Here is a 22,825-nt window from a genome sequence, read left to right as displayed (position 1 = left end):
ATAACGGGTTTTTCCCGGTGACGACGGAGAACAATAGCCGTCACAGCTCACAAGGCGGGAAACGAACAAACGTGCCGGGAAACCTTGCAGCCCTTGGGTTTCCTCTCTGCCGCGGCCGGATTTGAACATCAATTCCTTGGTCATCGCTATTTGGTCATGACATAAATTTCTATATAATGTATAACGCAGGAAGGTGCCCGTCAAGAGCTCGATGTGAAAAAGTACATCGAATGGGGATGTATGTTGAAATGAACGAGAGATTATTCTGAAAAATTTAATCAGAAATTGATTGTATTTTTCATAATGTAGAAATATAATTTCATTAACACATCATGTTTTGCGGAAATATCCATTGGATGAGAAGGAGAGGAGAATATGACACAGACTGCAGGCAAATTAACATATTCCGAGATTGCAGGACAATCGGAAGCACTATCTGCTGCATGGCGGGAGCTGGAAAACCAGCAGGATTGGATCAGGCGCTACATCGGGAACGAGGAATTTGATGAAGTGGTGTTTATCGGCTCGGGTTCTTCTTATTATCAGGCATTAACGATGGCTTCATCGTATCGGAAATGGATGGGTAGAAGGGCAAGCGCACACCCATCCTCGGAAATATTTTTGTTTCGAGAGCAAGCGGTTGGAAGCGGTGGGAACATGCTGCTGGTCGGCGTATCAAGGTCTGGTGAATCCACGGAAGTGATTTTAGCCATGGAAGCGGTTCAGAATGACCCTTCATGGACGTTGTGCGGGATTACCTGCTGTGAGGACAGCCGGATGGCGAAGCTGGCGCCATGTCTCGTATCTCCGCTTGGCAGGGAAGAAAGCACCGTGATGACGAAATCATTCAGCAGTATGACGTTTATGATGCAGGGTGCGATCGCCTATGCGTCAGCTCAAGGTTCAGGCAGAGCGCAAGCCGGAGTGATGGAGGGACTGCAGCAGTGCATGCAGCGCAGCGGGGATGTTGTAAACGGGGCTGATGCGTTTGCCAAGCAAATTGTCAATCACATGACCTTTTCGAAATATATGTATTTAGGCATGGGGGCCTATCAAGGACTCAGCCTGGAAGCCAGCTTGAAAATCAAAGAAATGTCCTGCGTGTGGACGGAAAGCTTCGGGACATTGGAATTCAGGCACGGTCCAAAATCGATTGTCGAACCCGGAACCTTTGTATGTTTACTGTTATCTCAACAAGCTCGGTCATACGAATTAAAAGTGGCGGAAGAAATGAAGGGATACGGGGCTTATACGGTCATCATTTGTGCGGAGCCGGGAGAAGATACGGCGTTTGCCGATCAAGTATTTGATTTGCGAAGTCCCGATGTAGAAGATGAGGCGAGGGCGGTTCTCTACTTGCCCGTCCTGCAGTATTTGGGATATTATACGGCGCTCAGCAAAAAGCTGAATCCAGATTATCCACGTCATTTAACACAGGTCGTAAAAATATAGCAGCAGGGAGCGATGCAGCATGACAGAAAGGAATGTATCCAAAGGGGAACGGAGACAGGCAATATACCAATATTTGAAGGAGCATGGGAGCATCTCGCTGCAGCAATTAACAGAACAATTTCAATGCTCGGAGGCTACGGCCAGACGTGACCTCGAAGCGTTGGAGGAGAACGGCGGCATTATACGAACCTTAGGCGGGGGTGCCAAATATGTGGCGAAGGCAGCGATGTATGAGGTTCCATTTCGCGAGAAGGAGCAGCTGCTGCTAGAGGAAAAGGAAGCGATCGCAGACGTGGCAGTGTCATTCGTCAAGGAGGGCGATGTCATAGGATTAACGGGAGGGACCACGACCTACCTGATCGCCAAGGCACTGAAAAGAAAAAAGCATGTTACCATAGTGACCAATGCGGTGAATATCGCGATGGAGCTGGCGGATATGGACGATCTACAGGTGGTGTTGACCGGGGGAATGCTGCGCAACAAAAACTACGAGCTGAGCGGTCCGCTTGCCGAACGTACGCTGGAGGTTTTAAACATCCATACGTTATTTATGGGCGTTGACGGCGTATCGGCAGAACAGGGGATCAGCACACATTCCGAGTTCGATGCAAGTATCGCCAAGCTCATGATGTCCAGGTCGGAGCGAACGATTGCTGTCTTCGATCATTCAAAGTGGCTCCGCAGCTCGCTTTTTCATATTGCACCGCTCAGCGCATTGCACGGCTGCATCTCCAATGCCGTACCTCCGGCGGATACGCTGTCTATGCTGCAGCAGATTGGACTTCAGGTTCACATTGCAGAGAAACAGGGGGCAAGCTTCAAATAAGGAGGCGCATTTCTGATGAAAGTCTACGCAGGAGTGGATATCGGCGGGACGAATATGGTTTGCGGGCTCGTGAGTGAACTCGGACAAGTGCTGGCCAAGGTCAAAGTGCCGACGAATGCGGGGGAAGGATCAGCGGCGGTGTTGGATCGCATCGTAGACATGGTTCGTGAATTGGAGGCATCTTACAGCGGCTGGGATGCCGGCAGCCCGCGCATTGCCGGATTGGGCATCGGTGTTCCAGGTCTAGTTGATCCCGGCACCGGATATTCGCAGTACTCCAGCAATTTGGGATGGCTGGATCTAGCTGTGAGGGACGTCATGGAGAAGAAGCTTCACCTTCCAGTTGTTATAGATAATGATGTACGCATGTATGTGTACGGAGAGGCGCTGTATGGTGCAGGCATTGGAAGCCGTCATGTGCTCGGCGTAACGATAGGAACCGGCATTGCGGCGGCATATGTTCAGGATGGTCAGCTGTATTACGGTGCACAGCATATGGCTGGTGAAATCGGGCATTTTCGAATGGACGGTGTGAATGAATTATGCGCCTGCGGCCGAATAGGATGTTTGGAGACAATCAGCTCGGCCGGAGGGATGGTGAGGCAGGCGAGGAAAGCACTGCAGCAGGGCGAACCAAGCCTGCTCTTCGAACGCTTTAATGGCAGCAGGCTGCAGGAGTTGACCGCAGCTGATCTTTCGAATGCATATGACAGGGGAGATACGCTATCCATTCGAGTGATGGAAGAGGCGGGAGCAGCCCTTGGCCGAGCGCTCGCATATGGTGTCATGATGATGAATCCGGACCGGATCATCATCGGCGGCGGGGGCGCTTTGGCAGGAGAGCGGCTGCTCGCGCCGCTTCGAAAAGAACTCTTGGCTAGTGTTCTGCCGCAATATGCCGAGCAATTGGAAATCGTCGTGGCGAAGTGGAACGACGATGCGGGAATCATTGGCGCTGCGATGCGAATGAAAGCTTACGAAACGAGTCCATCTGATTATAGGAGAACGGGGGAAAGGCGATGACATTGGTCTCATCTACACCGATGCTTAGGGCAGCGAGCAGGAACGGATATGCGGTGGCTGCCTTTAATGTGCATACATTGGAAATGCTGCAAGCCGTTGTCGAAGCGGCTGAAGAAGCGGAAGCGCCGCTCATTATTCAAACGACTGTAGGGACGGTAAAGCATTTAGGGGCTGATTATATCTGTGCTTCTGTCCATGCGGCCTCCAAGCATACGAAAATTCCGATGGCGCTGCATTTGGATCATTGCTCCGATTTTGCGATGATCATGAATTGTATACGAGCAGGCTATACTTCAGTTATGATAGATGCATCCGCTTACCCTTTCGAGGATAATGTGAGGATAACCCGTAAAGTTGTGGAAGTGGCCAATGCCTGCGGCATCAACGTTGAGGCGGAGCTGGGAAAGGTCGGCGGTGTAGAGGATGATATCATCGTCGATGAACGAGATGCGCTGCTGGCCGATCCGGAGGAATGCGCCGTCTTCGTGGAGCGTACGGGTGTGCACAGCTTAGCTCCGGCCATCGGGACGGCACACGGCATCTATAAAGGGGAACCGAATATCGATTTTGATCGGATTCGCGCGATTCGGGAGAAAACGGCGGTCCCATTGGTGCTACACGGCGGTTCCGGCATTCCGGCCGCCCAGGTGAAGCGGTCGGTTGCATTGGGGATGGCCAAGATGAACGTGGCGACGGAGCTGCGTATCGCATTTTCCGATGCGATCAAGGACGTGTTTACGGCAAAGCCGGAGGAGAATGATCCGCGTAAATATATGGTTCCGGCCAAACAGGCGGTGAAGTCGATCGCTTTGGCGAAAATGGAGCTGTGCGGTTGTATAGGAAAAGCGAGGGATATCGGATGAAGCGCAAAACGATAGTGACGGTAACACTGAATGCAGCGGTAGACAGAACGTATTATGTGCCTAAACATGTGAAGGGTACGGTCATGCGGGTACAGAACATGAAAGCGATCGCCGGCGGCAAGGGAAACAATGTCGCAAGGGTGCTCCGCAGGCTGGGGCACGAGCAGGTGATCGCCACCGGATTTTCGGCTGGATGGAATGGACAATTTTTGGAAGCGGATTTGAATGCGGACGGAATTGAAGTCGATTACGTGCAGGTACCGGGGGAATCGAGGCTTTGCTTGAACATTATGGATGAGCAGGATGGCAGCTCCACAGAACTGCTGGAGCCGGGTCCGGAAATTTCCGTATCGGCACTGGAAAGACTACAAGACAAAATCAGAGGCTATGCGGAGACGGCGGGGGTGATTGTGTTATCCGGCAGTATTCCACCGGGGTTGCCGCAGATCGTATACCGCGACCTGATCCAGATCGCCGGAGCTCATGGGGCGAAAGTGCTGCTGGATACGAGCGGTGAAGGGCTGCGGAACGGCTTGGACGCTGCGCCAACCTTCGTCAAACCGAATGAGGATGAGGTCAAGCTGTTTCAGACGGGCACGAATGGGGAGGAAATCCCGCTAGAGGATATTGTCGGGACGTGGCTTCGCCAGGGCGTCCGGCATGTCGCCGTCACACTGGGAGGACAAGGCGCGCTGATCGGCTGGAACAGCAGGCTGTATCGCCTAGAGATTCCTCCGCTTCAGACGATGAATACGGTGGGCTGCGGCGATGCATTCACTGGAGGCTTTGCCTTCGGCATCACTCGCAGTTGGTCGGCGGAGGAATGCTTCAAATATGCGGCGGCGGCAGGCAGCGCGAACAGCCTAACGCCGTATGCGGGCGACGTTCGCATGCATGATGTAGAGCGGCTGCTGCCGCAAATTCGGCTGACAAAAATTGGCTGAGCCATAGACAATAGAAAGGCCGTCCCAACATGACTTGGGACGGCCTTTCTATTGCTAGCTTCTGCGCGCTATTTCCTTCAGCGATGCTTCCGCAGCATGGATAGTGCGCTCCACGTCCTGCACGGTGTGCTCTGTCGTCAGGAACCAAGCCTCGAACTTGGACGGCGCGAGATTGATGCCCTGATTCAGCATCAGGCGAAAAAACTGCGCGAACTGTTCTCCGTCCGTATCCTTCGCTTCTTCATAATTCGTGACTGGATGATCGCAGAAATGCGTCGACAGCGCGCCGCAAATTCGGTTCACAGTCATCGGAATGCCGGCCAGCTTCGAGGCCGCTTCGATACCGGCTTCGAGCATAGCCCCGAGCCGATCGAGATGCTCATACGTGCCAGGCTGCTTAAGCACCTCAAGGCAGGCGATGCCCGCCGAAATCGATGCAGGGTTGCCCGCCATTGTACCGGCTTGATACGCCGGCCCGAGCGGGGCGACCTGCTCCATTATGTGCTTGCGGCCACCGTATGCGCCAATCGGCAGGCCGCCGCCGATAATTTTGCCCATCGCCGTCAAATCCGGCTCGATGGCTTCTGCACTAGGAAAAGCGCCATACGTCTGAGCGCCGCCATAGTGGAAGCGAAATGCGCTGATCACTTCGTCATAAATGACAAGGGCGCCGTACTGTCGCGTCAGCTGACATAGTTGCTCCAAATATCCTTCGCGGGGCATGACCATGCCGAAATTGCCGACAATCGGTTCAATCATTACCGCTGCCGTCTCTTCGCCCCAGCGCTCCAGTGCCTGCTTCAATGCATTGATGTCATTAAAAGGCACCGTGATGACTTCCTGGGCAATTGTATTTGGAATACCCGCGCTGTCTGGAATGCCTAAAGTGGAAGGACCGGACCCTGCGGCGACCAGCACCAAATCTGAATGGCCGTGATAGCATCCTGCGAACTTAATGATTTTAGTCCGTCCGGTGTAAGCTCTGGCCACACGAATCGTCGTCATCACTGCTTCTGTTCCGGAATTGACGAAACGAACCTTGTCCATCGATGGAATGGCCTGCTTCAGCATTTTTGCCAGCGTGATTTCTAGTTCAGTCGGCGTACCGTACAGTGTGCCATTTTCCGCAGCGGTTTGAATCGCCTTCGTAATATGAGGGTGGGCATGACCCGTAATGATCGGGCCGTACGCCGCCAAATAGTCGATGTACTGGTTGCCGTCTACGTCCCAGAAATAAGCGCCCTTCGCTTTGTTCATAAATACCGGTGCGCCTCCGCCCACCGCTTTGAACGAACGAGAGGGGCTGTTGACCCCGCCGACGATATGTTCCAGGGCTTGCTTGTAAAGCTGTTCCGATTGTTCTCGCTTCATAAGATCTACTCCTTTGGCTTGTATATTTTGACGCAGTAGGCAGTGATTTTAACGTAAAGGACTCGGGCATATGATCGAATAGAAAGATCACATGTCCGAGTCCGCCAAAATAATCGTTTAGGGTGATCGGTGCTATGGCTGAGCGCTGCCGCTCTCATTCGTGGTTTCCGGTGAATCCGTTCCATCTGTGCCTGTCGTGCCATCTGTTCCTTCGGTTGTTTCCGCCTCCGGCTCCTTCGTAAACGTCTCCTGAACGTATTGCTGTACTTGCTCTGGATCCGAGCCGAGTACGCTGGCGCCTCCGACATTAGTTTCCTGCAGCAGTTCAAACGGAGGGATCTGCACACTGCCGACCTCACTCGTGTCTACTTGGAAGGCCAAGGTTCCCATGCGCAGCATTTTGTTCATCGAAATATTCGTTTCAATATATGGCGCAATATCCTCTAAGATCGATGGCAGCTTGATCAGATTCGAGGTGGACTGCACTTTGGCGACAACGGCTTTGAGGAAAGCGCGCTGGCGTTCCGTACGGGAATAGTCGCTCATCGCATCGTAACGGAAACGTACATACTGCAGCGCTTCTTTTCCATCTAAGTGCTGGAAGCCCTCTTTCAGATCAATCGTATATTCCGGCCCATCCGCCCGGCTGCTGTAATACATGTCCTTTTCAACGTAGTAATCAATACCGCCGATCGCATCGACGAGTGCCTGGAATCCAACGAAATCGACGAAGACGTAATATTGAATTGGAATGCCGAGATAATCGCTGACCGTCTTCATGGCGAGATCCGGACCGCCGATCGACAAGGCGGAATTGATTCGATCCATGCCATGATCTGGAATGTCGACCCAGGAGTCGCGAAGAATGGAGAACAGGTGAGCTTTCTTCGTGACGGGATCGACGGAAGCGACCAGCATCGTATCCGAACGAGGGGCTGTTCCTTCATTCACCCCGCGGGAGTCTCCGCCCAGCAGCAGGATGTTCAGTCTTTCGTCCCCTTCCCATGCAGGGGGTTCATATGGTCTGGGCTCGTCTTCCTTATAATAATCTTTGAACCGAGACTCTTCAGGATCCTTGCTGATTTCTTGACCAAATTTATAAATGCCGTAAGCATAATAAGAGGCCGTGCCCACAATTAAAAGCAGGACGATGAGGGCGACCCATTTCCATTTAATTCTTCTCATTGTTTCCCCGATCCTTTCCTTTATAGCCAAGCAACGTATGTTTCTTAATCCTATGAGATGAAGCCATGATTTAACACCGATAGAGGCGCCTTTAAGTCTTTTCGAATAGTAAGGCTTGATGTATCATGATGTTTAGTTTAAACGAATTTTAAGCTCACTTCAAATATTGTGACAAATGCTGTCGTTATGCGGATTTAGAGAGGTAGAGGGGAGAAACATCATGCAGGCGATTGAAGTAGAAGGACTCCGAAAGGAGTTTAAAGTGCAAAAAAACCGGGAAGGCCTGAAGGGCGCAATCCGGGATTTGTTCAAAAGGGAATACCACCAAGTCGTTGCAGTAGACGATATCAGCTTTTCGATCCCGCAGGGTGAGATTTGCGGCTATATTGGCGAGAACGGAGCGGGTAAATCGACGACGATTAAAATGCTCACAGGCATTTTGGTGCCGACGTCAGGAAAGCTGCTCGTGAATGGTTACGTTCCCTATAAGGAGAGGGAAGAGTTTGTTCGCCGGATCGGCGTCGTATTCGGACAGCGGAGCCAGCTCTGGTGGGATTTGGGCGTGATCGAATCATTCCAGCTGCTGCGCAAAGTATACCGCGTGCCGCAAAATGATTTTCAAAGCCGATTAAACGAGCTGGTGGATCGGCTGCAGCTGTCTGAGCTTCTTCATCGTCCGGTGCGAAAGCTGAGCCTGGGACAGCGCATGCGGTGTGAGCTTGCCGCATCACTTATTCATAATCCGTCCATTGTCTTTCTCGATGAACCGACGATTGGCTTGGACATTGTCGTGAAGACAGAAATTCGCGAGTTTCTCAAGGATATGAATCAGCGGTATGGAACGACGATCTTGCTGACCACGCACGATCTTCAGGATATTGAGGCGCTGTGCTCGCGTGTCATTATGCTGGATGCGGGCAAAGTGATCTATGACGGAAGTCTCGATCATTTGAAGGAAACGTGGGGCAAAGGCAAGGAAATTGTGCTCCAGTTTGGCACGCCGCAGCAAATACAGCGATTGTCCAAGCTGACGGAAGGCATGGGGGTTCAGTGGGAGATGGAGCATCCGTTCCAAGGAACGATCCGCATTCCGTCCGGTACAGTAAGTGTGTCGCAGGTGCTTGGCCGTCTCGTGCATGAAGTCGAGATCAGCGACATGAAGATCGTCGAGACGGGTACCGATGAGATCGTGCGTGAAATATACAAGACCGGATCAGCGGAAGTGGATGGTGTGAAGGTCCATGCTTAGCGCTTATGTGGAAATCATTCGCATTCGTTTTTTGATGATGCTCGCTTACCGGGTCAATTACTACAGTGGAATTATTATTTATGCAATCAACATTGGAGCTTACTATTTCTTATGGAAAGCCATCTATGGAGATGCCTCTTCGCTGGCGGGCTTTACGGTCGATCAGATGACCACTTACGTCGCGGTCGGCTGGATGGCCAGAGCTTTTTATTTCAACAATTTGGATCGCGAGATCGCTAGGGAAATTAAGGACGGCAGTGTCGCCGTGCATATGATTCGCCCTTATCAGTATTTGCTTGTGAAGATGATGCAGGGATTAGGGGAAGGACTGTTCCGCCTGCTGCTGTTCTCCATTCCGGGTATGGTGATCATCGTGCTGCTGTTTCCCGTGACCCTTCCGACAGATGTGTTCACTTGGTCCGTCTTTCTACTGATGCTGGTATTCAGCTTCCTGGTCAATTCGCAAATTAACGTTCTGATTGGATTGTTCGCCTTTTTCGTGGAAAATAATGAAGGACTCATTCGGATGAAGCGGGTTGCCGTGGATCTGTTTTCGGGACTGATTATTCCATTAAGCTTTTTCCCTGGTTGGGCCGAGTCGGTATTGGGCCTGCTTCCGTTTCAGGCGGTGACGTATTTGCCATCCTCCGTATTTACCGGCAGGGTGAGCGGCGGGGATATATGGCATGCCGTAGGCATTCAGGTTCTGTGGTTCGTGCTGCTGATCGCTCCGATCTATTTCGTCTGGATCAAAGCCCGCAAGCGGCTTTTCGTGCAGGGAGGGTGATGATCTTGTTTTATGCTTCGATATTTTGGAATTATTTGAAGACGTATATGAAAACGCGCATGACGTACCGATCCGATTTCTGGATCGAGGTGCTGTCCGATCTGCTGTTCCAAGGAATGAACCTGCTGTTCATATTGGTCGTCTTTGGACATACCGACTTGCTGGGCGGCTGGACAAGAGATGAAATTATATTTATTTACGGTTATTTCATGATCCCTTACGGTATCTTTTCCTGCTTCTTCAATTTATGGGATTTTACTGAGCGTTATATTGTCAAAGGGGAAATGGACCGAGTGCTGACAAGGCCGGCGCACAATCTTGTGCAGCTGCTGCTGGAAAACATGGATCCTCCCGCGCTGCTGGGCGCAGTAACCGGCGGCATTATTATGGGGTATGCCTGGCTGGAATTGGGGGTCGCCTTCCATTGGTATGATCTGCTTGTCCTGCTCTTGTTCGTGCTGGGCTCTGTCATGATATATGCTGGAATTTATATGGTGCTGACGGCCGTCTCGTTCTTCTCGGATGCGCCAACAGGGATTTTGCCCCTCATGTACAATATTCAGCAGTACGGCCGCTATCCGGTGAACATCTACAACAAAGTGCTTCGGTTTGTATTAACTTGGCTGGTGCCGTTCGCGTTCGTCGGTGTCTATCCATCGGCATTTTTCTTGGAAAAAGGCGCGAGCGCCGCGTTTACGTTCTTAACTCCGGTCGTAGGCATCGTATTCTTGACGATCGGCATTTTGTTCTGGAACTATGGCGTAAAACGCTACCGCGGAGCGGGATCCTAAATTTGAAAACGTGTTTCATGAAGGTCGTCGTGACAGAATGTCGGACGGCCCTTTTTGTATGGAGGTAAGCTTCGTGCAGTTCCTCCTTATGCCTGTAACCATTTGGAATAGGCCAAGCGTTTCGCTATAATGAGGGTAACCGATACAGATAAAGGAGTGGTGGATATGACACAAATCGAAGTCGGGCACGTTGTACCTGATTTTACGCTGCCAGCATCTACGGGAGGAACGATCTCTCTCAGCGATTATAAAGGGAAAAAGGTCATCATTTACTTTTATCCGAAAGATATGACTCCCGGCTGCACTACAGAGTCTTGCGATTTTCGTGATTACAACGGCGAATTTGCGAACTTGAACACGGTCGTTCTCGGCATCAGTGCAGATGATCTAAAATCGCACGGCAAATTTGCAGAAAAGTACAGCCTGCCGTTCCCGCTGCTGTCAGATGAACAGCATGAAGTGAGCGAATTATTCGGCGTATGGAAGCTGAAGAAGAACTTCGGCAAAGAATATATGGGCATCGAGCGTTCCACCTTTTTGATCGACGAGGAAGGCAAGCTGGTTCGTGAGTGGCGCAGCGTCAAAGTCGAAAACCACGTGCAGGAAGTACTGGATGCGGTCAAAGCGCTGTAAGAGGATGAGAAGCTGTTCCGAAAAGCATGACTGCTGACGGAGCGGCTTTTTTATCAGCAGTAATATATGACTATACAGTAACCAGCAGGAGGAATTCGCATGCTAGACCGTACCGTAAGGCGAATGGAGCTCTCAGAATTTGATCATTTTTATGCATGTATCGAAAATGACTTCCCAGTAGGAGAATATGCGCCCCACCAAGTGATGAAGGGACAAGTCAGCCGAGGTCTGCAGGAAGGATGGGTATACCAAGAAGGGGAACAGGCGCTGGGCTATGCGTTCTGTGCTGCGGGACATCCGAATGACTGTGTACTGCTCAGCTTTTTTGCCATTCATAAGCCATATCGTAAACACGGGATCGGGTCCGAATTTCTTGCTGCGCTGAATCGAAAATATGACCATAAACGAACGATGCTGGTCGAGGTGGAAAAGCCGGAGCTTTCCGAGACAGAGAACGAGAGAATTGTACGAAACAACCGAATCGCTTTTTACGGTAAAGCGGGGTACAGGCAAATTCCAGCTATCGAGTATGTCATTTGGGACGTCCCCATGCATCTCATGGCAGCTCCTTTGGCAGCTGAGTGGCCTTGGATTGTCCAGCATGTTGGGCAAATCATTTATGACATCAATGAGATGCTCATGGGTCAGCGGTATATGCATCATATGAAGTTTGTGCGGCTGAAGGGGCAAGACGCCACCCGATCACAGCAAAATCGGACAGAAAGTAATAATGATTGAAACCAATTGTGGGAATATTTCCTCATCAGTCCCACGAATTTTAGTGGCACAGATTTAGTAAGGGATTGGGGTTGGGCTTCTGTTAATAGTCTTATGACATATTGTAGGGTCGGTATTGATATGAGTGCCGCGATAGGCACAACGTATGACTCAAGCAAGTGGACTAAGAATTTTAAATGTATGGTAATCAGCATTGTATTAAAATCTGGCTTAACCATAGTCTAGTAGTCCATCCGCGCTTGCCTTTAAGGTATGCCGCGAAATATCTCGTATCGAACTTCATTCTATTCTTTCCTGTCATACTTGTCCCCTGCGCTCCATATAATCTATCAGAATCCAATTCGTAGATTAGATGGAGGAATTCACAATGTTCAAAAAAGCCGCCGTTCTTTTATTCGCACTTCTACTCGCCTTGTTTATGTTTCCTTTTTCAATTGTACATGCTGAGCGCGCACAAACAAGTCAAAGCAGTACCTCTATTTACGATCTACTCATGCGGGGGGAGAAAGCAGCCATCGCCTCCGATTACCAACATCCTGAACAACCGACCGTTTATTTGACCTTTGATGACGGGCCTAGCAAGCTGACTCCCAACGTATTGGATATATTGAAGCAAGAACAAGTGCCGGCGACATTCTTCGTACTCGGGAAGCTGGCAGAGCAATCCCCCGATGTCATTCAGCGCATTGCAGACGAGGGCCACGCGCTCGGCAATCATACGTATGATCATGAATACTCCGATTTGTATGCGGATTTTGCAAGCTTCTGGGAGCAAGTACAGCGGACGGAGCGCATCCTTAAGGACATTACAGGAGAAGCTACGACGCTGATGCGGGCTCCCGGAGGGACATACACAAACTTCGATGCCTTCTATTTCTATTATTTAACGGAAGCGGGTTATCACATATATGATTGGAATGTAGACAGCGGCGACAGTCGAAGCAAGCATGTGACGGCGACACAAATGATTCAAGAGGTTCAGCAAAGTCCGCTGAAACATGAAGTTCATGTACTGATGCATGATGGAGCGGGGCATAAAGAAACAGTCAAGGCGCTCCCAACCATTATCCAGTGGTATAAGCAGCAGGGGTATCAGTTCAAAGCCCTCACGCCAGATGTGGAGCCGGCCCAATTTCGCATCGGCCCTGTCAAATGGGACAGGACGATGTCTAAGGTGAAGCATAGTCAGTATGTTGCCATGGTGGACCAATATATAGCTGCGAATGCATTGACTGAAAGTGCCACAGGCGGCTCTCTGAATGATCCGGTCGGGTCGGATGAAGCCGTTCAGCAAGATCAGCAGGAAGAATCTCCATTATTCAAATCTATAATTTGGGAGCGGTTGTTGGAACGGGTCCAGCCGTTAAGGGAGCTGACTGCTCGTCCTCTTCAGGAGACGATCTATGTAAGAGAGTGGGCGGAGAAGCTAGGAGGCAGGGTGCATTGGGATCAGAAACGGCGGAAGGCATATACCGATTTCATCGGCGGACGGATCGAGTGGAGCCTTGAAAGTCACAGTGTGAAGATGGTGACGGCAAGCCATACGTGGACCACGATGCTGCCGCATATGAAAGTGAAAGACGGAAGATTGACCGTGACCGGATCTGATCTTTTCACCATGTGGAGAGCATCCAGCCCATATTCTACTTCTCTCTCTTCTTTGTTTTCCTCTTTTCTCAAATAGATTATTTTTCCGAGGTCTAAAATCGCCTTCCGGCGGCAAAACTAGTATCTATGAACCTCTAATAAAGGAGGATGCTAGCATGCTGCTGGAAAAATCATTTCCTTTGGCGGAAGAGCCGCAGGCCCTATTGAATAGAGTGATAGATAATGTAAAAAAGGTGTATTTAGGACATGATGACGTCATCGAAAAGCTGATGATTGCGCTTTTAAGCGGGGGGCATGTGCTGCTGGAGGACGTGCCTGGAGTAGGGAAAACGGTACTCGTCCGCGCTTTGGCTTCATCCATTGACGGGCTATTTAAAAGAGTGCAATGCACGCCGGATGTGATGCCGTCGGATTTAACGGGCATTCGGTTGTTTAACCAGCGAAAAGCCGAGTTCGAATACCGCCCGGGTCCATTAATGTGCAACGTGCTGCTTGCCGATGAATTGAATCGATCTTCTCCAAGAACACAATCCGCACTGCTGGAAGCGATGGAGGAGGGGCAGATTACGGTCGATGGAGAAGTGATTCGCCTTCCTAAACCGTTCTTTGTGCTCGCCACGCAAAATCCATACGTCTTCGAGGGAACCTATTCTCTCCCTGAAGCGCAGCTGGATCGATTTATGTTCAAGCTGCAGCTCGGTTATCCGGAAGCGAAAAATGAAGAGCGGCTTTTAGAACAGACACAGGGTGCGATTCATCCGGTTAATCGGCTGAAGCCGGTACTGCTGACGGAGGAATTGAATGCGCTCATTCAGGAATCAAGCAAGGTTCACATCGATCCAAGCCTTCGCACTTATATCGTTCAATTGGCAGAAGCGACTCGGCGCCATGAGGACATATCGCTGGGAGTCAGCCCGCGGGCTTCCATCATGCTGATGAAGGCATCTCAAGCGTGTGCGTTCATTCGCGGAAGAGGCTTTGTGCTGCCGGATGATATTAAGGAATTAGCACCTTATGTGTTCGCCCATCGAGTACTGCTTCGCCATTATAGAGGACTGGAAGCGGGAGACGCTTTTGAAATTATGAAACAAATCACCCGTCTTATTGCAGCGCCCGGTCTCAAATATGTGAGGTGAGGAATCGCTCATGAGATGGTTCGTACTGTGTCTGATATGGGGCTGCTCTTTATTTTTTGCAGCTTATTCCGGCGGGGCTGCGGGATGGTTTTTAGTGATCAGTCTTGGATTACTGAACGGCTTTGCCTGTTGGGCGAAGGCAGCGGGAATACGAGTTGAATCGTGGGAAAGGAAAGTCAGCAGAAACGAATTGGAAGCAGGGTATTCTGTAACCGTTAAGACGACGCTGCAACTTCGTTCCCGTTTTCCTTTTACATGGGTTCAAGTAGAAGAGAAATGGCAATGCCCGCTTGATGATGGGGAATGGTCCATCAAGAAGCTTGGCTTTGTTGGCGGCAGAACGGAATTAACCTATGAATACAGTCTGCCTGATTTGCCCAGAGGGTTGTACTGTTCGGAAGCGATTCAGCTTTATTATGGAGATGGATTGGGCATTACCCAATCGAAGAAAAAGCTGGAGAACAGCTGCGTGATCACTGTATATCCGAAACCGATGGACAGGCTGTCTCCATTCTGCAAGCTGGAATCTGACAGAGGGGCACCTTCTGCTGTTCGTGCATACACGAGTTTTCATTCGGAGCCGGATGGACTCAGAGACTATAGAATCGGTGACAGTATGAAGCATATTCATTGGAAGCAGTCCGCAAAATACGGAATGCTGAAAACCCGTGAGCATACAAAATGGTTTGAGGAACACAGCTGCTTATGGATACATGGCGAATTGCTTCGGGGAGAACAACAAAACCGGAATCCGATATGGGAAACCATCGTTTATATGGCCGCTGGGCTTTCTCATAAGGATGAACCGGATATGCATAAGCTGTCCACTGTCGTTTCCATCCAAGATGAATCTGGAGATATCCGGTTCACCTTGGCCGAGAGCAGAAGCCGTTTGCGGCGGCTGCTTGCCGCATTTCCCTTCGTCGATTTGGACGAATGGCCCGATCCTCCCGAAATCATTCGAAACCAAAGCTGGACCGTGCTTACGTCCAAGCTCTGGGGGGATTGGATACAGCCTCTTATGCGGACAAGAAAAAGCCTCAAGCTAATCTATGTCGCAGAGGAACTGCTTCCGGAAGACCGGGAACGGTTAGATGAGATGATGTCATGGGGGATTGAAGCCGTATGGGTGAAGCCTTCCTCTACGCTGCGTTATGTAGAAAAGGAGGGATTTGATGTTGGAGCTTAAAGTCCCTTCCGTCACGGAACGAAGCGAAATTGGGAGTCCATTTAGGCTTATACCGTTTCTATTAAAGCTGGGCATATGCGCCTGTCTGCTCGGCAGTGTCTTCGTATGGCTCAGAACAATGCAGACCGATCATACATCGGATGTATATATGCTGAAGCCGTTTTTGTTTGCTGCATCGTCGTTTTTACTCATCCGTTTTTTTGCATTTCATTGGGGCCTGAGGGTGCTTCTTTATGCGGGAGTCAGCCTAAGCCTCATCGTGTTTTACTTCTATGGGACCGTTCTGGAATTAGCGTCGTGGGTGAGCTATGTTCAGGATTGGGAACGGGATGCAGCTCGATTGGCATCCAGTGAAATTCAGCATGTCAGCGGTGCGAATCGAACACTGCTGTTTTATGCCGGGACTGCTTGGGTTGTAGAGGCGCTTTATTATCTATTTATTGAAAAGCACTCAGCCGGCTGGTTTTCCGCCTTTAACTTCGCCTATATCGCTGCCTTCCAATTGACGACCGGCGCCGATTTGCTGTTCGAGATGTTTTTGGCTCTTGTGATCGGTGCTGCTCTGTTAGCCTTTACCCGTTGGAGGAGGCTGCTGGAGGAAGATTCCATTGCCTCTTCAGGAAATAAGGCTGCTTCGGCACGTTGGTTTACGGCTACAGTCATCATCATTGCTTTATGCGCGGGAATCAGCTATATGAGTACGATGGATTTATCGCGGGAGACAAAGCCTGTTTCCTGGGAAGAAGCTTTTTCGGAGTGGCCGATGAAATGGAGCTTGCCGGGTGAATCCCGGCGTGAAACCTATGCCATGACAGGTTATAGTGACCGCGACACGGAGCTTGGCGGTAATTTGAAACCGGATCATACCGTCATGTTTAGTGCAGGAACGCCGAAGCTGACCTATTGGCGCGGAACATCGAAAAGCGAGTACACCGGCAAAGGCTGGAAGTCCGCACCCGAGGAGAAGAGTTACGAGTTTTTTACAGAGACATTTTCTGCACAGGCAGAGAAGCTAGCAGGAACATCCTACGTTCAAACGATTAAGCTGCAGGAGGGTGCTCCATTCCCAACGTTATTTGCGGGGGATCTGGTCACGGCTTTCGAAGAAGTCGTTCTAGACAGCGAAGAAATCATAGATCGCGATGTCGTGCAGTGGAATACGATGAGCGGCAGCTACAGGCTCCCTTACGGTCATGCCTCTTCGTATACAACTTCAAATTTGAACCTTGAGTTGCCGGAGCAGCTGATCAGCGCCTTAATAGCAGAGACGGAATATTTGCTTCCCGAACAGGACGGATTATCTCCGGAGGAAAGAAAGGCGTTTACCCAATTGCCTGAGCGCCTTCCTTCGCGAGTTAAGGCAAAAGCACTGGAATGGACGGAAGGAGCAGACGAGTTGCAGGAACAGATTGCGCAGCTCGTTCGGAATTTGAGAAGCGCTTATCCGTATCGGATGGATGGTCAGATGCCGATGAAGGACGAGGCTGACTTTGTCGATCATTTTCTTTTTGACCAAAAGTACGGGTACTGCGATCATTTCTCTACATCGCTCGTTGTCATGCTCAGAACCTTAGATATACCGGCCCGCTGGGTCAAAGGCTTCTCACCAGGGCAAATCACAGCCGCGCCATCAGAGGAGCAGTCGTACTATACCGTAGAGGTGCGCAATTCCGACGCGCATTCGTGGGCCGAAGTCTATGTAGATGAGATCGGCTGGGTAGCCGTTGATCCAACCCCTTCATCGGATGCGGGCGATGCAGTGGATCATACGGCTGCAGAGGCAGCCGTTGCTTCCGCCAAGGATGAAGTGGATCGAGACGAAAGCGAAGGTGATGGCTTGTGGGCTAAGATATGGCGGAATTCGCTTTTTCCGGTGAAGGAATGGTTTATCCATGTTGCTCAAATGATTGCGGACCCCATTCGGGATGGATGGCATCGTACTGCAGATTGGCTGCAACATGCATGGAGCGGAGGTGCATGGTCACGTTGGATCGTCGGTACGCTGGTCTTAGCTACCGCTTCAGCAGCATCGGCGGCGGGATTCATCTGGATCAGACGAAAGGGATGGATTCATCATACATCTCAAACATCGAAGGGATCGTTATATCAGCAGGAAATGTACTGGAAGAAGCTGATTCGTAAATATGGGAAAATGAAGCCGGCAGAGACTCCGCGTGAGTATATTGAACGATTGAAGAAGCGGTATCCGGAGCGGGAGCAAGATTTAAACGTTTGCCTTCAGCATTATGAAAGCACCCGGTTTGGCATGGACAGCAGTCAAATGAATTTCGAACAGGTGCGTCTATTGTATTTGCGGCTGTGTGAAGGGAAGGTGTAAAGTCTGCATATCTTGACTGTCACTTTGACGGTTATATATAATGGGTTCAATTGACCGGACACGCTGTACAAGCGTGTCTCCATTATGTTTAGGAGGCCCTGCCGCGATGAAGAACAAGCCAAATGAAATCGTGGTTGTATTGGATTTCGGAGGACAATACAACCAATTAATCGCCCGTAGAATCCGTGATTTAGGAGTTTACAGCGAACTGCTGCCTTATAATACATCAGCCGAGAAATTGAAGGAGCTCAATCCGAAAGGGATTGTTTTTTCGGGCGGTCCCGCCAGCGTATATGGTGAAAATTCACCGATCGTGGATGCAGCCGTTTATGATCTTGGCGTACCGATTCTTGGTATTTGCTACGGCATGCAGATGATGTCACATCAATTGAACGGAAAAGTTGAACGCGCCGGCAAAAGGGAATACGGTAAAGCCATGGTTGATTTTAACGAAAGCTGCTGCTTGATTAAAGGACTGGAGCGTTCTCAGCAGGTATGGATGAGCCACAGCGACCTCGTGATCGAACCGCCGGCTGGCTTTGTCGTCGATGCAAGCACAGAGCATGCTCCGATTGCGGCGATGAGTCATCCAGAACGGAAGCTGTTCGCGGTGCAATTCCATCCGGAAGTGAGACATACCGTGTATGGAAACGATATGATCCGCAACTTCTTGTTTGAGGTATGCGGTTGTGAAGGCCAGTGGTCCATGGAAAGCTTTATCGAGGACACGATTCGAGATATTCGCGAGCAGGTGGGCGATCGCAAAGTATTGTGCGCGCTCAGCGGAGGCGTGGATTCTTCTGTCGTAGCAATATTGATTCATAAGGCCATTGGTGATCAGCTAACCTGTATGTTCATTGATCATGGTCTGCTTCGCAAGGGGGAAGCGGAGGGCGTTATGGACACCTTTGCCGGCAAATTCGATATGAACGTTATCAAGATCGATGCACGGGAACGTTTTATGTCCAAGCTCGCCGGAGTCAGCGATCCAGAGCAAAAGCGCAAAATTATCGGCAATGAGTTTATCTACTTGTTCGAAGAGGAATCAGCGAAGATTGGGGACTTTGATTTCTTGGCTCAAGGAACTCTGTACACCGATATTGTGGAGAGCGGAACGGCCACAGCTCAGACGATTAAATCGCACCATAACGTAGGCGGTCTGCCGGAGGACATGAAGTTCCAGCTGATCGAACCACTCAAGGCACTGTTTAAAGATGAAGTGCGCAAAGTGGGCGAAGAATGCGGATTGCCGGCGGAAATTGTGCATCGTCAGCCTTTCCCAGGACCAGGCCTAGCGATTCGAGTATTAGGTGAGGTTACGGAGGAGAAACTTGCGATCGTTCGTGAATCCGACGCGATTTTACGAGAAGAAATTGCGAAAGCTGGACTCGATCGGGAGATATGGCAGTATTTCACAGCTCTGCCGAATATGAAGAGCGTAGGGGTTATGGGTGATGCCAGGACGTATTCTTATACTGTCGGCATTCGTGCGGTTACTTCCATCGACGGAATGACAGCAGACTGGGCTCGTATACCTTGGGATGTTCTCGAGAAAATTTCGGTTCGCATCGTAAATGAAGTGGAGCATGTCAATCGCATTGTGTACGATGTGACTTCGAAGCCGCCGGCAACGATCGAGTGGGAATAGTCTATAAGTAACAAGCGCATAATGATGTCAAACGAATATGTTGGCATCATGGTGCGCTTTTTTTTGTGATTTTCGAGCTCTATTCCGAACGACGAATGAAAAGTTTTTGTTAAATGTTCGGATTTTGCGTTGACAAAATTCGATAATGCTTCTAGAATAGAGACGAACAATCACAAATGAAGCTTTCGTATAATCTCGGGAATTGGCTTGAGAGTCTCTACGAGGTCACCGGAATGACCTTGCTACGAAAGTACGAACAATTGCGGTATTGGTCTGTTTGACCTATTTTCGCGGCTGAACGTACAAGAGACTGCCATGGCCCTGAGAGAGCACGTGCGGTCTTTTTTGTGTTTGTATAACGAACTCTGACGATTATTTAGGGGAGGATTGGCTGTATGGCTAATTTACAGCAACAGCAGAATGAAACAGGCTTGGCCAAATATTTTGAATTTGGAAAGCACGGAACGTCTTACAGAAAAGAAATTATCGCTGGTATTACCACATTCCTCGCGATGGCATACATATTAGCTGTCAACCCCGGAATGCTTAGTGCGGCGGGAATGGAGCTGGAGGCGGTATTTACAGCTACGGCCATCGCTGCGGTGATCGGTACGTTGGTAATGGGAGTTTTAGCTAAATATCCAATTGCACTTGCGCCAGGTATGGGCTTGAATGCATTTTTCACGTTCTCTGTTGTGATCGGTTTTGGCATTCCGTTTGATCAAGCGTTATCCGGTGTATTGGTTTCCGGGATTATTTTCTTGATTCTGGCGTTAACCGGAATTCGCGAGGCAATTATTAACGCGATTCCATCCGGTTTGAAGCATGCGGCTGCCGCCGGTATCGGCTTGTTCATTGCATTAATCGGGTTGAAAAATGCCGGCATTGTTGCGGCGAATCCAGATACACTGGTAGGATTGGGAACCTTCACTGAAGGGACGACCCTTTTGGGCATTTTCGGTATTATCGTGACGGCTTTATTAATGGTTCGCAAACTAAACGGCGCGATCTTCTATGGTATTTTGGTTACTGCGATTGTCGGTATGATTTTTGGGCTTGTGGAAACACCTTCTGGCTTCATTCAAGCACCTCCAAATCCGGATTACTTAGGAGATGCAATCGGTCCGATCTTTGATTTTGATTCTGGTTTTTGGACCGGCCAAATGTGGATTGTTATCTTTACGTTCCTGTTCGTCGATTTCTTTGATACAGCAGGTACATTAGTAGGTGTTGCGACGCAAGCTGGCTTCATTAAAGACGACAAACTGCCTCGTGCAGGCCGGGCGCTAGCTTCTGATTCGGTTGCGACGATTGCAGGTGCATTAGTAGGTACTTCTACGACGACTTCTTATGTAGAATCAACAGCGGGTGTAGCCGCGGGCGGTAGAACAGGCTTTACAGCAGTCGTTACAGCCATTTGCTTTGCACTGTCTCTGTTCTTATTCCCTGTCGTTGAAGTGATTGCCAACGTAGGTGCGGTAACGGCACCGGCTCTTGTTATGGTAGGGGTATTGATGGCTTCCAATCTGGCTAAGATTGAGTGGGAAAAGCTGGAGGAAGCAGTTCCTGCCTTCTTGACCGCTGTTATGATGCCGTTGACGTACAGTATTGCTACTGGTATTGCCTTAGGATTTATCGTATATCCTCTAACGAAGATCGTTAAGGGAGAAGGCCATAAGGTACATTGGATTATGTACTTCCTGTTCTTCGTCTTCCTTGCTTATTTCATCTTTGTAAGAGAATAGGTTTCGGTTGCATTCCGTTGATCTAAACTGTCTAATTGCAGCGTGCTGCATTAGGCAGTTTTTTATTGTTTTTAAACATACATTAGTAACAATGATAAAATGTGTGGCAATTGAATGTTTATATAGTCTAGGAAGAACCAATGGGGGGTGGATATAATGACTAATGCTGTTTATTCGCTTATGTTTAATATGTGGTCAGCAGATAAGTCGCGGTTTAAGTATGAACGAGTATATTTAACGAATGTAGGGATAGGGGATATCGTTTGGAAGGAATGGAGCAAATAAGGGATTGGGGTATGCGGTATATATCAATGAGCAGGTGAAAAAATGCGGCTTTGCACACCTTCAATAAAATGGAAAGGGAAATGTTTAATTTCGCTGTTGATTTTTTATTTGTTATTTGATATATTCTTACTTGCCGCTTCGAAAGGCCAAGCCTTTCTAGAAGCTGTGCAGCAACATTGAAATATGGAAGTAAGTACGATTTATATTCTGGATCACATCGGTATAGATTGACTTGGAAAAAATAAGTACTTGCAAAGATATACTGAAATGTGATAGAGTATGAAAGTCGCCTCAAGGACATTACTCCTGAAGCGATGATGAATAATGAAACATCATGAGCATCGATTGATGCAATGATTGATGCGAATTGATCCTTGAAAACTGAACAGCGAGCGAATAAGTCTAATACGTTCCCTTAAGGGAACCCCGAATACAATTCGGAAATGATGCTTAGCATCGAAATGAGCAAGTCAAGCTTTACCAACTTTATTGGAGAGTTTGATCCTGGCTCAGGACGAACGCTGGCGGCGTGCCTAATACATGCAAGTCGAGCGGACTTGATGGAGTGCTTGCACTCCTGAGGGTTAGCGGCGAACGGGTGAGTAACACGTAGGCAACCTGCCTGTAAGACTGGGATAACTAACGGAAACGTTAGCTAATACCGGATAGATCTTCTCACTGCATGGAGAGAAGGNCCTACCTAGGCGACGATGCGTAGCCGACCTGAGAGGGTGATCGGCCACACTGGGACTGAGACACGGCCCAGACTCCTACGGGAGGCAGCAGTAGGGAATCTTCGGCAATGGGCGAAAGCCTGACCGAGCAACGCCGCGTGAGTGAGGAAGGCCTTCGGGTCGTAAAGCTCTGTTGCCAGGGAAGAATGCCGTCATGTTAACTGCATGGCGGGTGACGGTACCTGAGAAGAAAGCCCCGGCTAACTACGTGCCAGCAGCCGCGGTAATACGTAGGGGGCAAGCGTTGTCCGGAATTATTGGGCGTAAAGCGCGCGCAGGC

The 22,825-nt window shown here is 49.7% G+C and carries 19 protein-coding genes, 1 rRNA gene and 1 riboswitch; of the genes, 18 read left to right on the top strand and 2 right to left on the bottom strand.

The window, feature by feature from the left end; all coding sequences use genetic code 11:
* The first annotated feature begins 375 nt into the window (after positions 1-375).
* Genes ACFPXP_RS01105 through ACFPXP_RS01085 form a run of 5 tightly spaced genes read left to right on the top strand, consistent with a single transcriptional unit; the run spans position 376 to position 5,108 of the window.
* Positions 376-1,452, top strand: coding sequence for an SIS domain-containing protein (locus ACFPXP_RS01105; protein WP_379891590.1), 1,077 nt, complete (start codon positions 376-378; stop codon positions 1,450-1,452).
* A 19-nt stretch (positions 1,453-1,471) separates the two neighbouring features.
* Positions 1,472-2,278, top strand: coding sequence for a DeoR/GlpR family DNA-binding transcription regulator (locus tag ACFPXP_RS01100; protein WP_379891588.1), 807 nt, complete (start codon positions 1,472-1,474; stop codon positions 2,276-2,278).
* A gap of 15 nt (positions 2,279-2,293) precedes the next feature.
* Positions 2,294-3,301 carry an ROK family protein gene (locus tag ACFPXP_RS01095; protein ID WP_379891586.1) on the top strand — a complete coding sequence of 336 codons (1,008 nt, stop codon included), beginning with the start codon at positions 2,294-2,296 and terminating at the stop codon, positions 3,299-3,301.
* Complete coding sequence (gene fba / locus ACFPXP_RS01090; RefSeq protein WP_379891584.1) at positions 3,298-4,164, top strand: class II fructose-1,6-bisphosphate aldolase; 867 nt, start codon at positions 3,298-3,300, stop codon at positions 4,162-4,164. Before ACFPXP_RS01095 ends, fba begins: the two co-directional genes overlap by 4 nt.
* Positions 4,161-5,108, top strand: a complete 948-nt coding sequence (locus tag ACFPXP_RS01085; RefSeq protein WP_379891582.1) for a 1-phosphofructokinase family hexose kinase — start codon at positions 4,161-4,163, stop codon at positions 5,106-5,108. The genes fba and ACFPXP_RS01085 overlap by 4 nt, the downstream gene beginning before the upstream one ends.
* A gap of 54 nt (positions 5,109-5,162) precedes the next feature.
* On the opposite strand, the gene ACFPXP_RS01080 is transcribed toward ACFPXP_RS01085, so the two are convergent.
* The gene (locus ACFPXP_RS01080; protein WP_379891580.1) at positions 5,163-6,479 is read right to left on the bottom strand and encodes a glutamate-1-semialdehyde 2,1-aminomutase; all 1,317 of its coding nucleotides are present in this window, start codon (positions 6,477-6,479) and stop codon (positions 5,163-5,165) included.
* 132 nt (positions 6,480-6,611) lie between these two features.
* Entirely contained in the window at positions 6,612-7,664 is a 1,053-nt protein-coding gene (locus ACFPXP_RS01075; RefSeq protein WP_379891579.1) for an LCP family protein, read from the bottom strand.
* Positions 7,665-7,884: 220 nt separating this feature from the next.
* Between ACFPXP_RS01075 and ACFPXP_RS01070 the strand changes: the two genes are divergently transcribed.
* The 13 genes from ACFPXP_RS01070 to ACFPXP_RS01010 all read left to right on the top strand — a co-directional run.
* Entirely contained in the window at positions 7,885-8,913 is a 1,029-nt protein-coding gene (locus ACFPXP_RS01070) for an ABC transporter ATP-binding protein (protein WP_379891577.1), read from the top strand.
* Positions 8,906-9,700 (top strand): ABC transporter permease, encoded by a 795-nt coding sequence (locus tag ACFPXP_RS01065; RefSeq protein ID WP_379891575.1) that lies wholly within the window; start codon positions 8,906-8,908, stop codon positions 9,698-9,700. Before ACFPXP_RS01070 ends, ACFPXP_RS01065 begins: the two co-directional genes overlap by 8 nt.
* On the top strand, positions 9,700-10,491 hold the full coding sequence (locus tag ACFPXP_RS01060) for an ABC transporter permease (protein ID WP_379891573.1): 792 nt from the start codon (positions 9,700-9,702) through the stop codon (positions 10,489-10,491). Before ACFPXP_RS01065 ends, ACFPXP_RS01060 begins: the two co-directional genes overlap by 1 nt.
* 165 nt (positions 10,492-10,656) lie before the next feature.
* Positions 10,657-11,124 carry a thioredoxin-dependent thiol peroxidase gene (gene bcp, locus ACFPXP_RS01055; protein ID WP_379891571.1) on the top strand — a complete coding sequence of 156 codons (468 nt, stop codon included), beginning with the start codon at positions 10,657-10,659 and terminating at the stop codon, positions 11,122-11,124.
* Positions 11,125-11,223: 99 nt separating this feature from the next.
* Entirely contained in the window at positions 11,224-11,862 is a 639-nt protein-coding gene (locus tag ACFPXP_RS01050) for a GNAT family N-acetyltransferase (RefSeq protein WP_379891569.1), read from the top strand.
* Between the two features lie 367 nt (positions 11,863-12,229).
* Complete coding sequence (locus ACFPXP_RS01045; protein WP_379891567.1) at positions 12,230-13,546, top strand: polysaccharide deacetylase family protein; 1,317 nt, start codon at positions 12,230-12,232, stop codon at positions 13,544-13,546.
* 79 nt (positions 13,547-13,625) lie between these two features.
* A complete protein-coding gene (locus ACFPXP_RS01040) occupies positions 13,626-14,606 on the top strand; it encodes an AAA family ATPase (protein WP_379891565.1) in 981 nt (326 codons plus the stop codon).
* Positions 14,607-14,616: 10 nt separating this feature from the next.
* Complete coding sequence (locus ACFPXP_RS01035) at positions 14,617-15,795, top strand: DUF58 domain-containing protein (RefSeq protein WP_379891563.1); 1,179 nt, start codon at positions 14,617-14,619, stop codon at positions 15,793-15,795.
* The gene (locus ACFPXP_RS01030; protein ID WP_379891561.1) at positions 15,782-18,133 is read left to right on the top strand and encodes a DUF4129 domain-containing transglutaminase family protein; all 2,352 of its coding nucleotides are present in this window, start codon (positions 15,782-15,784) and stop codon (positions 18,131-18,133) included. Before ACFPXP_RS01035 ends, ACFPXP_RS01030 begins: the two co-directional genes overlap by 14 nt.
* Before the next feature lie 106 nt (positions 18,134-18,239).
* A complete protein-coding gene (gene guaA / locus ACFPXP_RS01025) occupies positions 18,240-19,781 on the top strand; it encodes a glutamine-hydrolyzing GMP synthase (RefSeq protein ID WP_379891559.1) in 1,542 nt (513 codons plus the stop codon).
* A 165-nt stretch (positions 19,782-19,946) separates the two neighbouring features.
* Positions 19,947-20,046: riboswitch (purine riboswitch) on the top strand.
* A gap of 166 nt (positions 20,047-20,212) precedes the next feature.
* Positions 20,213-21,526 (top strand): NCS2 family permease, encoded by a 1,314-nt coding sequence (locus ACFPXP_RS01020; protein ID WP_415803562.1) that lies wholly within the window; start codon positions 20,213-20,215, stop codon positions 21,524-21,526.
* 156 nt (positions 21,527-21,682) lie between these two features.
* The gene (locus tag ACFPXP_RS01015; RefSeq protein ID WP_379891555.1) at positions 21,683-21,811 is read left to right on the top strand and encodes a hypothetical protein; all 129 of its coding nucleotides are present in this window, start codon (positions 21,683-21,685) and stop codon (positions 21,809-21,811) included.
* Between the two features lie 486 nt (positions 21,812-22,297).
* Positions 22,298-22,825 (top strand): 16S ribosomal RNA (locus ACFPXP_RS01010); the annotation flags it as partial.

The organism is Marinicrinis lubricantis (assembly GCF_042658665.1).
Taxonomy (GTDB): domain Bacteria; phylum Bacillota; class Bacilli; order Paenibacillales; family KCTC-33676; genus Marinicrinis; species Marinicrinis lubricantis.
Note: the sequence above shows the minus strand (reverse complement) of the source record. Positions and strands in the feature narration are given on the sequence as shown.

Coding starts and splice junctions, on each gene's coding strand:
- ACFPXP_RS01085 (WP_379891582.1), top strand. CDS start 4,161: ATGAAGCGCAAAACGATAGTGACGGTAACACTGAATGCAGCGGTAGAC.
- ACFPXP_RS01080 (WP_379891580.1), bottom strand. CDS start 6,479: ATGAAGCGAGAACAATCGGAACAGCTTTACAAGCAAGCCCTGGAACAT.
- ACFPXP_RS01050 (WP_379891569.1), top strand. CDS start 11,224: ATGCTAGACCGTACCGTAAGGCGAATGGAGCTCTCAGAATTTGATCAT.
- ACFPXP_RS01105 (WP_379891590.1), top strand. CDS start 376: ATGACACAGACTGCAGGCAAATTAACATATTCCGAGATTGCAGGACAA.
- bcp (WP_379891571.1), top strand. CDS start 10,657: ATGACACAAATCGAAGTCGGGCACGTTGTACCTGATTTTACGCTGCCA.
- guaA (WP_379891559.1), top strand. CDS start 18,240: ATGAAGAACAAGCCAAATGAAATCGTGGTTGTATTGGATTTCGGAGGA.
- ACFPXP_RS01095 (WP_379891586.1), top strand. CDS start 2,294: ATGAAAGTCTACGCAGGAGTGGATATCGGCGGGACGAATATGGTTTGC.
- ACFPXP_RS01040 (WP_379891565.1), top strand. CDS start 13,626: ATGCTGCTGGAAAAATCATTTCCTTTGGCGGAAGAGCCGCAGGCCCTA.
- ACFPXP_RS01045 (WP_379891567.1), top strand. CDS start 12,230: ATGTTCAAAAAAGCCGCCGTTCTTTTATTCGCACTTCTACTCGCCTTG.
- ACFPXP_RS01065 (WP_379891575.1), top strand. CDS start 8,906: ATGCTTAGCGCTTATGTGGAAATCATTCGCATTCGTTTTTTGATGATG.
- ACFPXP_RS01075 (WP_379891579.1), bottom strand. CDS start 7,664: ATGAGAAGAATTAAATGGAAATGGGTCGCCCTCATCGTCCTGCTTTTA.
- ACFPXP_RS01060 (WP_379891573.1), top strand. CDS start 9,700: ATGATCTTGTTTTATGCTTCGATATTTTGGAATTATTTGAAGACGTAT.
- ACFPXP_RS01035 (WP_379891563.1), top strand. CDS start 14,617: ATGAGATGGTTCGTACTGTGTCTGATATGGGGCTGCTCTTTATTTTTT.
- ACFPXP_RS01015 (WP_379891555.1), top strand. CDS start 21,683: ATGACTAATGCTGTTTATTCGCTTATGTTTAATATGTGGTCAGCAGAT.
- fba (WP_379891584.1), top strand. CDS start 3,298: ATGACATTGGTCTCATCTACACCGATGCTTAGGGCAGCGAGCAGGAAC.
- ACFPXP_RS01030 (WP_379891561.1), top strand. CDS start 15,782: ATGTTGGAGCTTAAAGTCCCTTCCGTCACGGAACGAAGCGAAATTGGG.
- ACFPXP_RS01070 (WP_379891577.1), top strand. CDS start 7,885: ATGCAGGCGATTGAAGTAGAAGGACTCCGAAAGGAGTTTAAAGTGCAA.
- ACFPXP_RS01100 (WP_379891588.1), top strand. CDS start 1,472: ATGACAGAAAGGAATGTATCCAAAGGGGAACGGAGACAGGCAATATAC.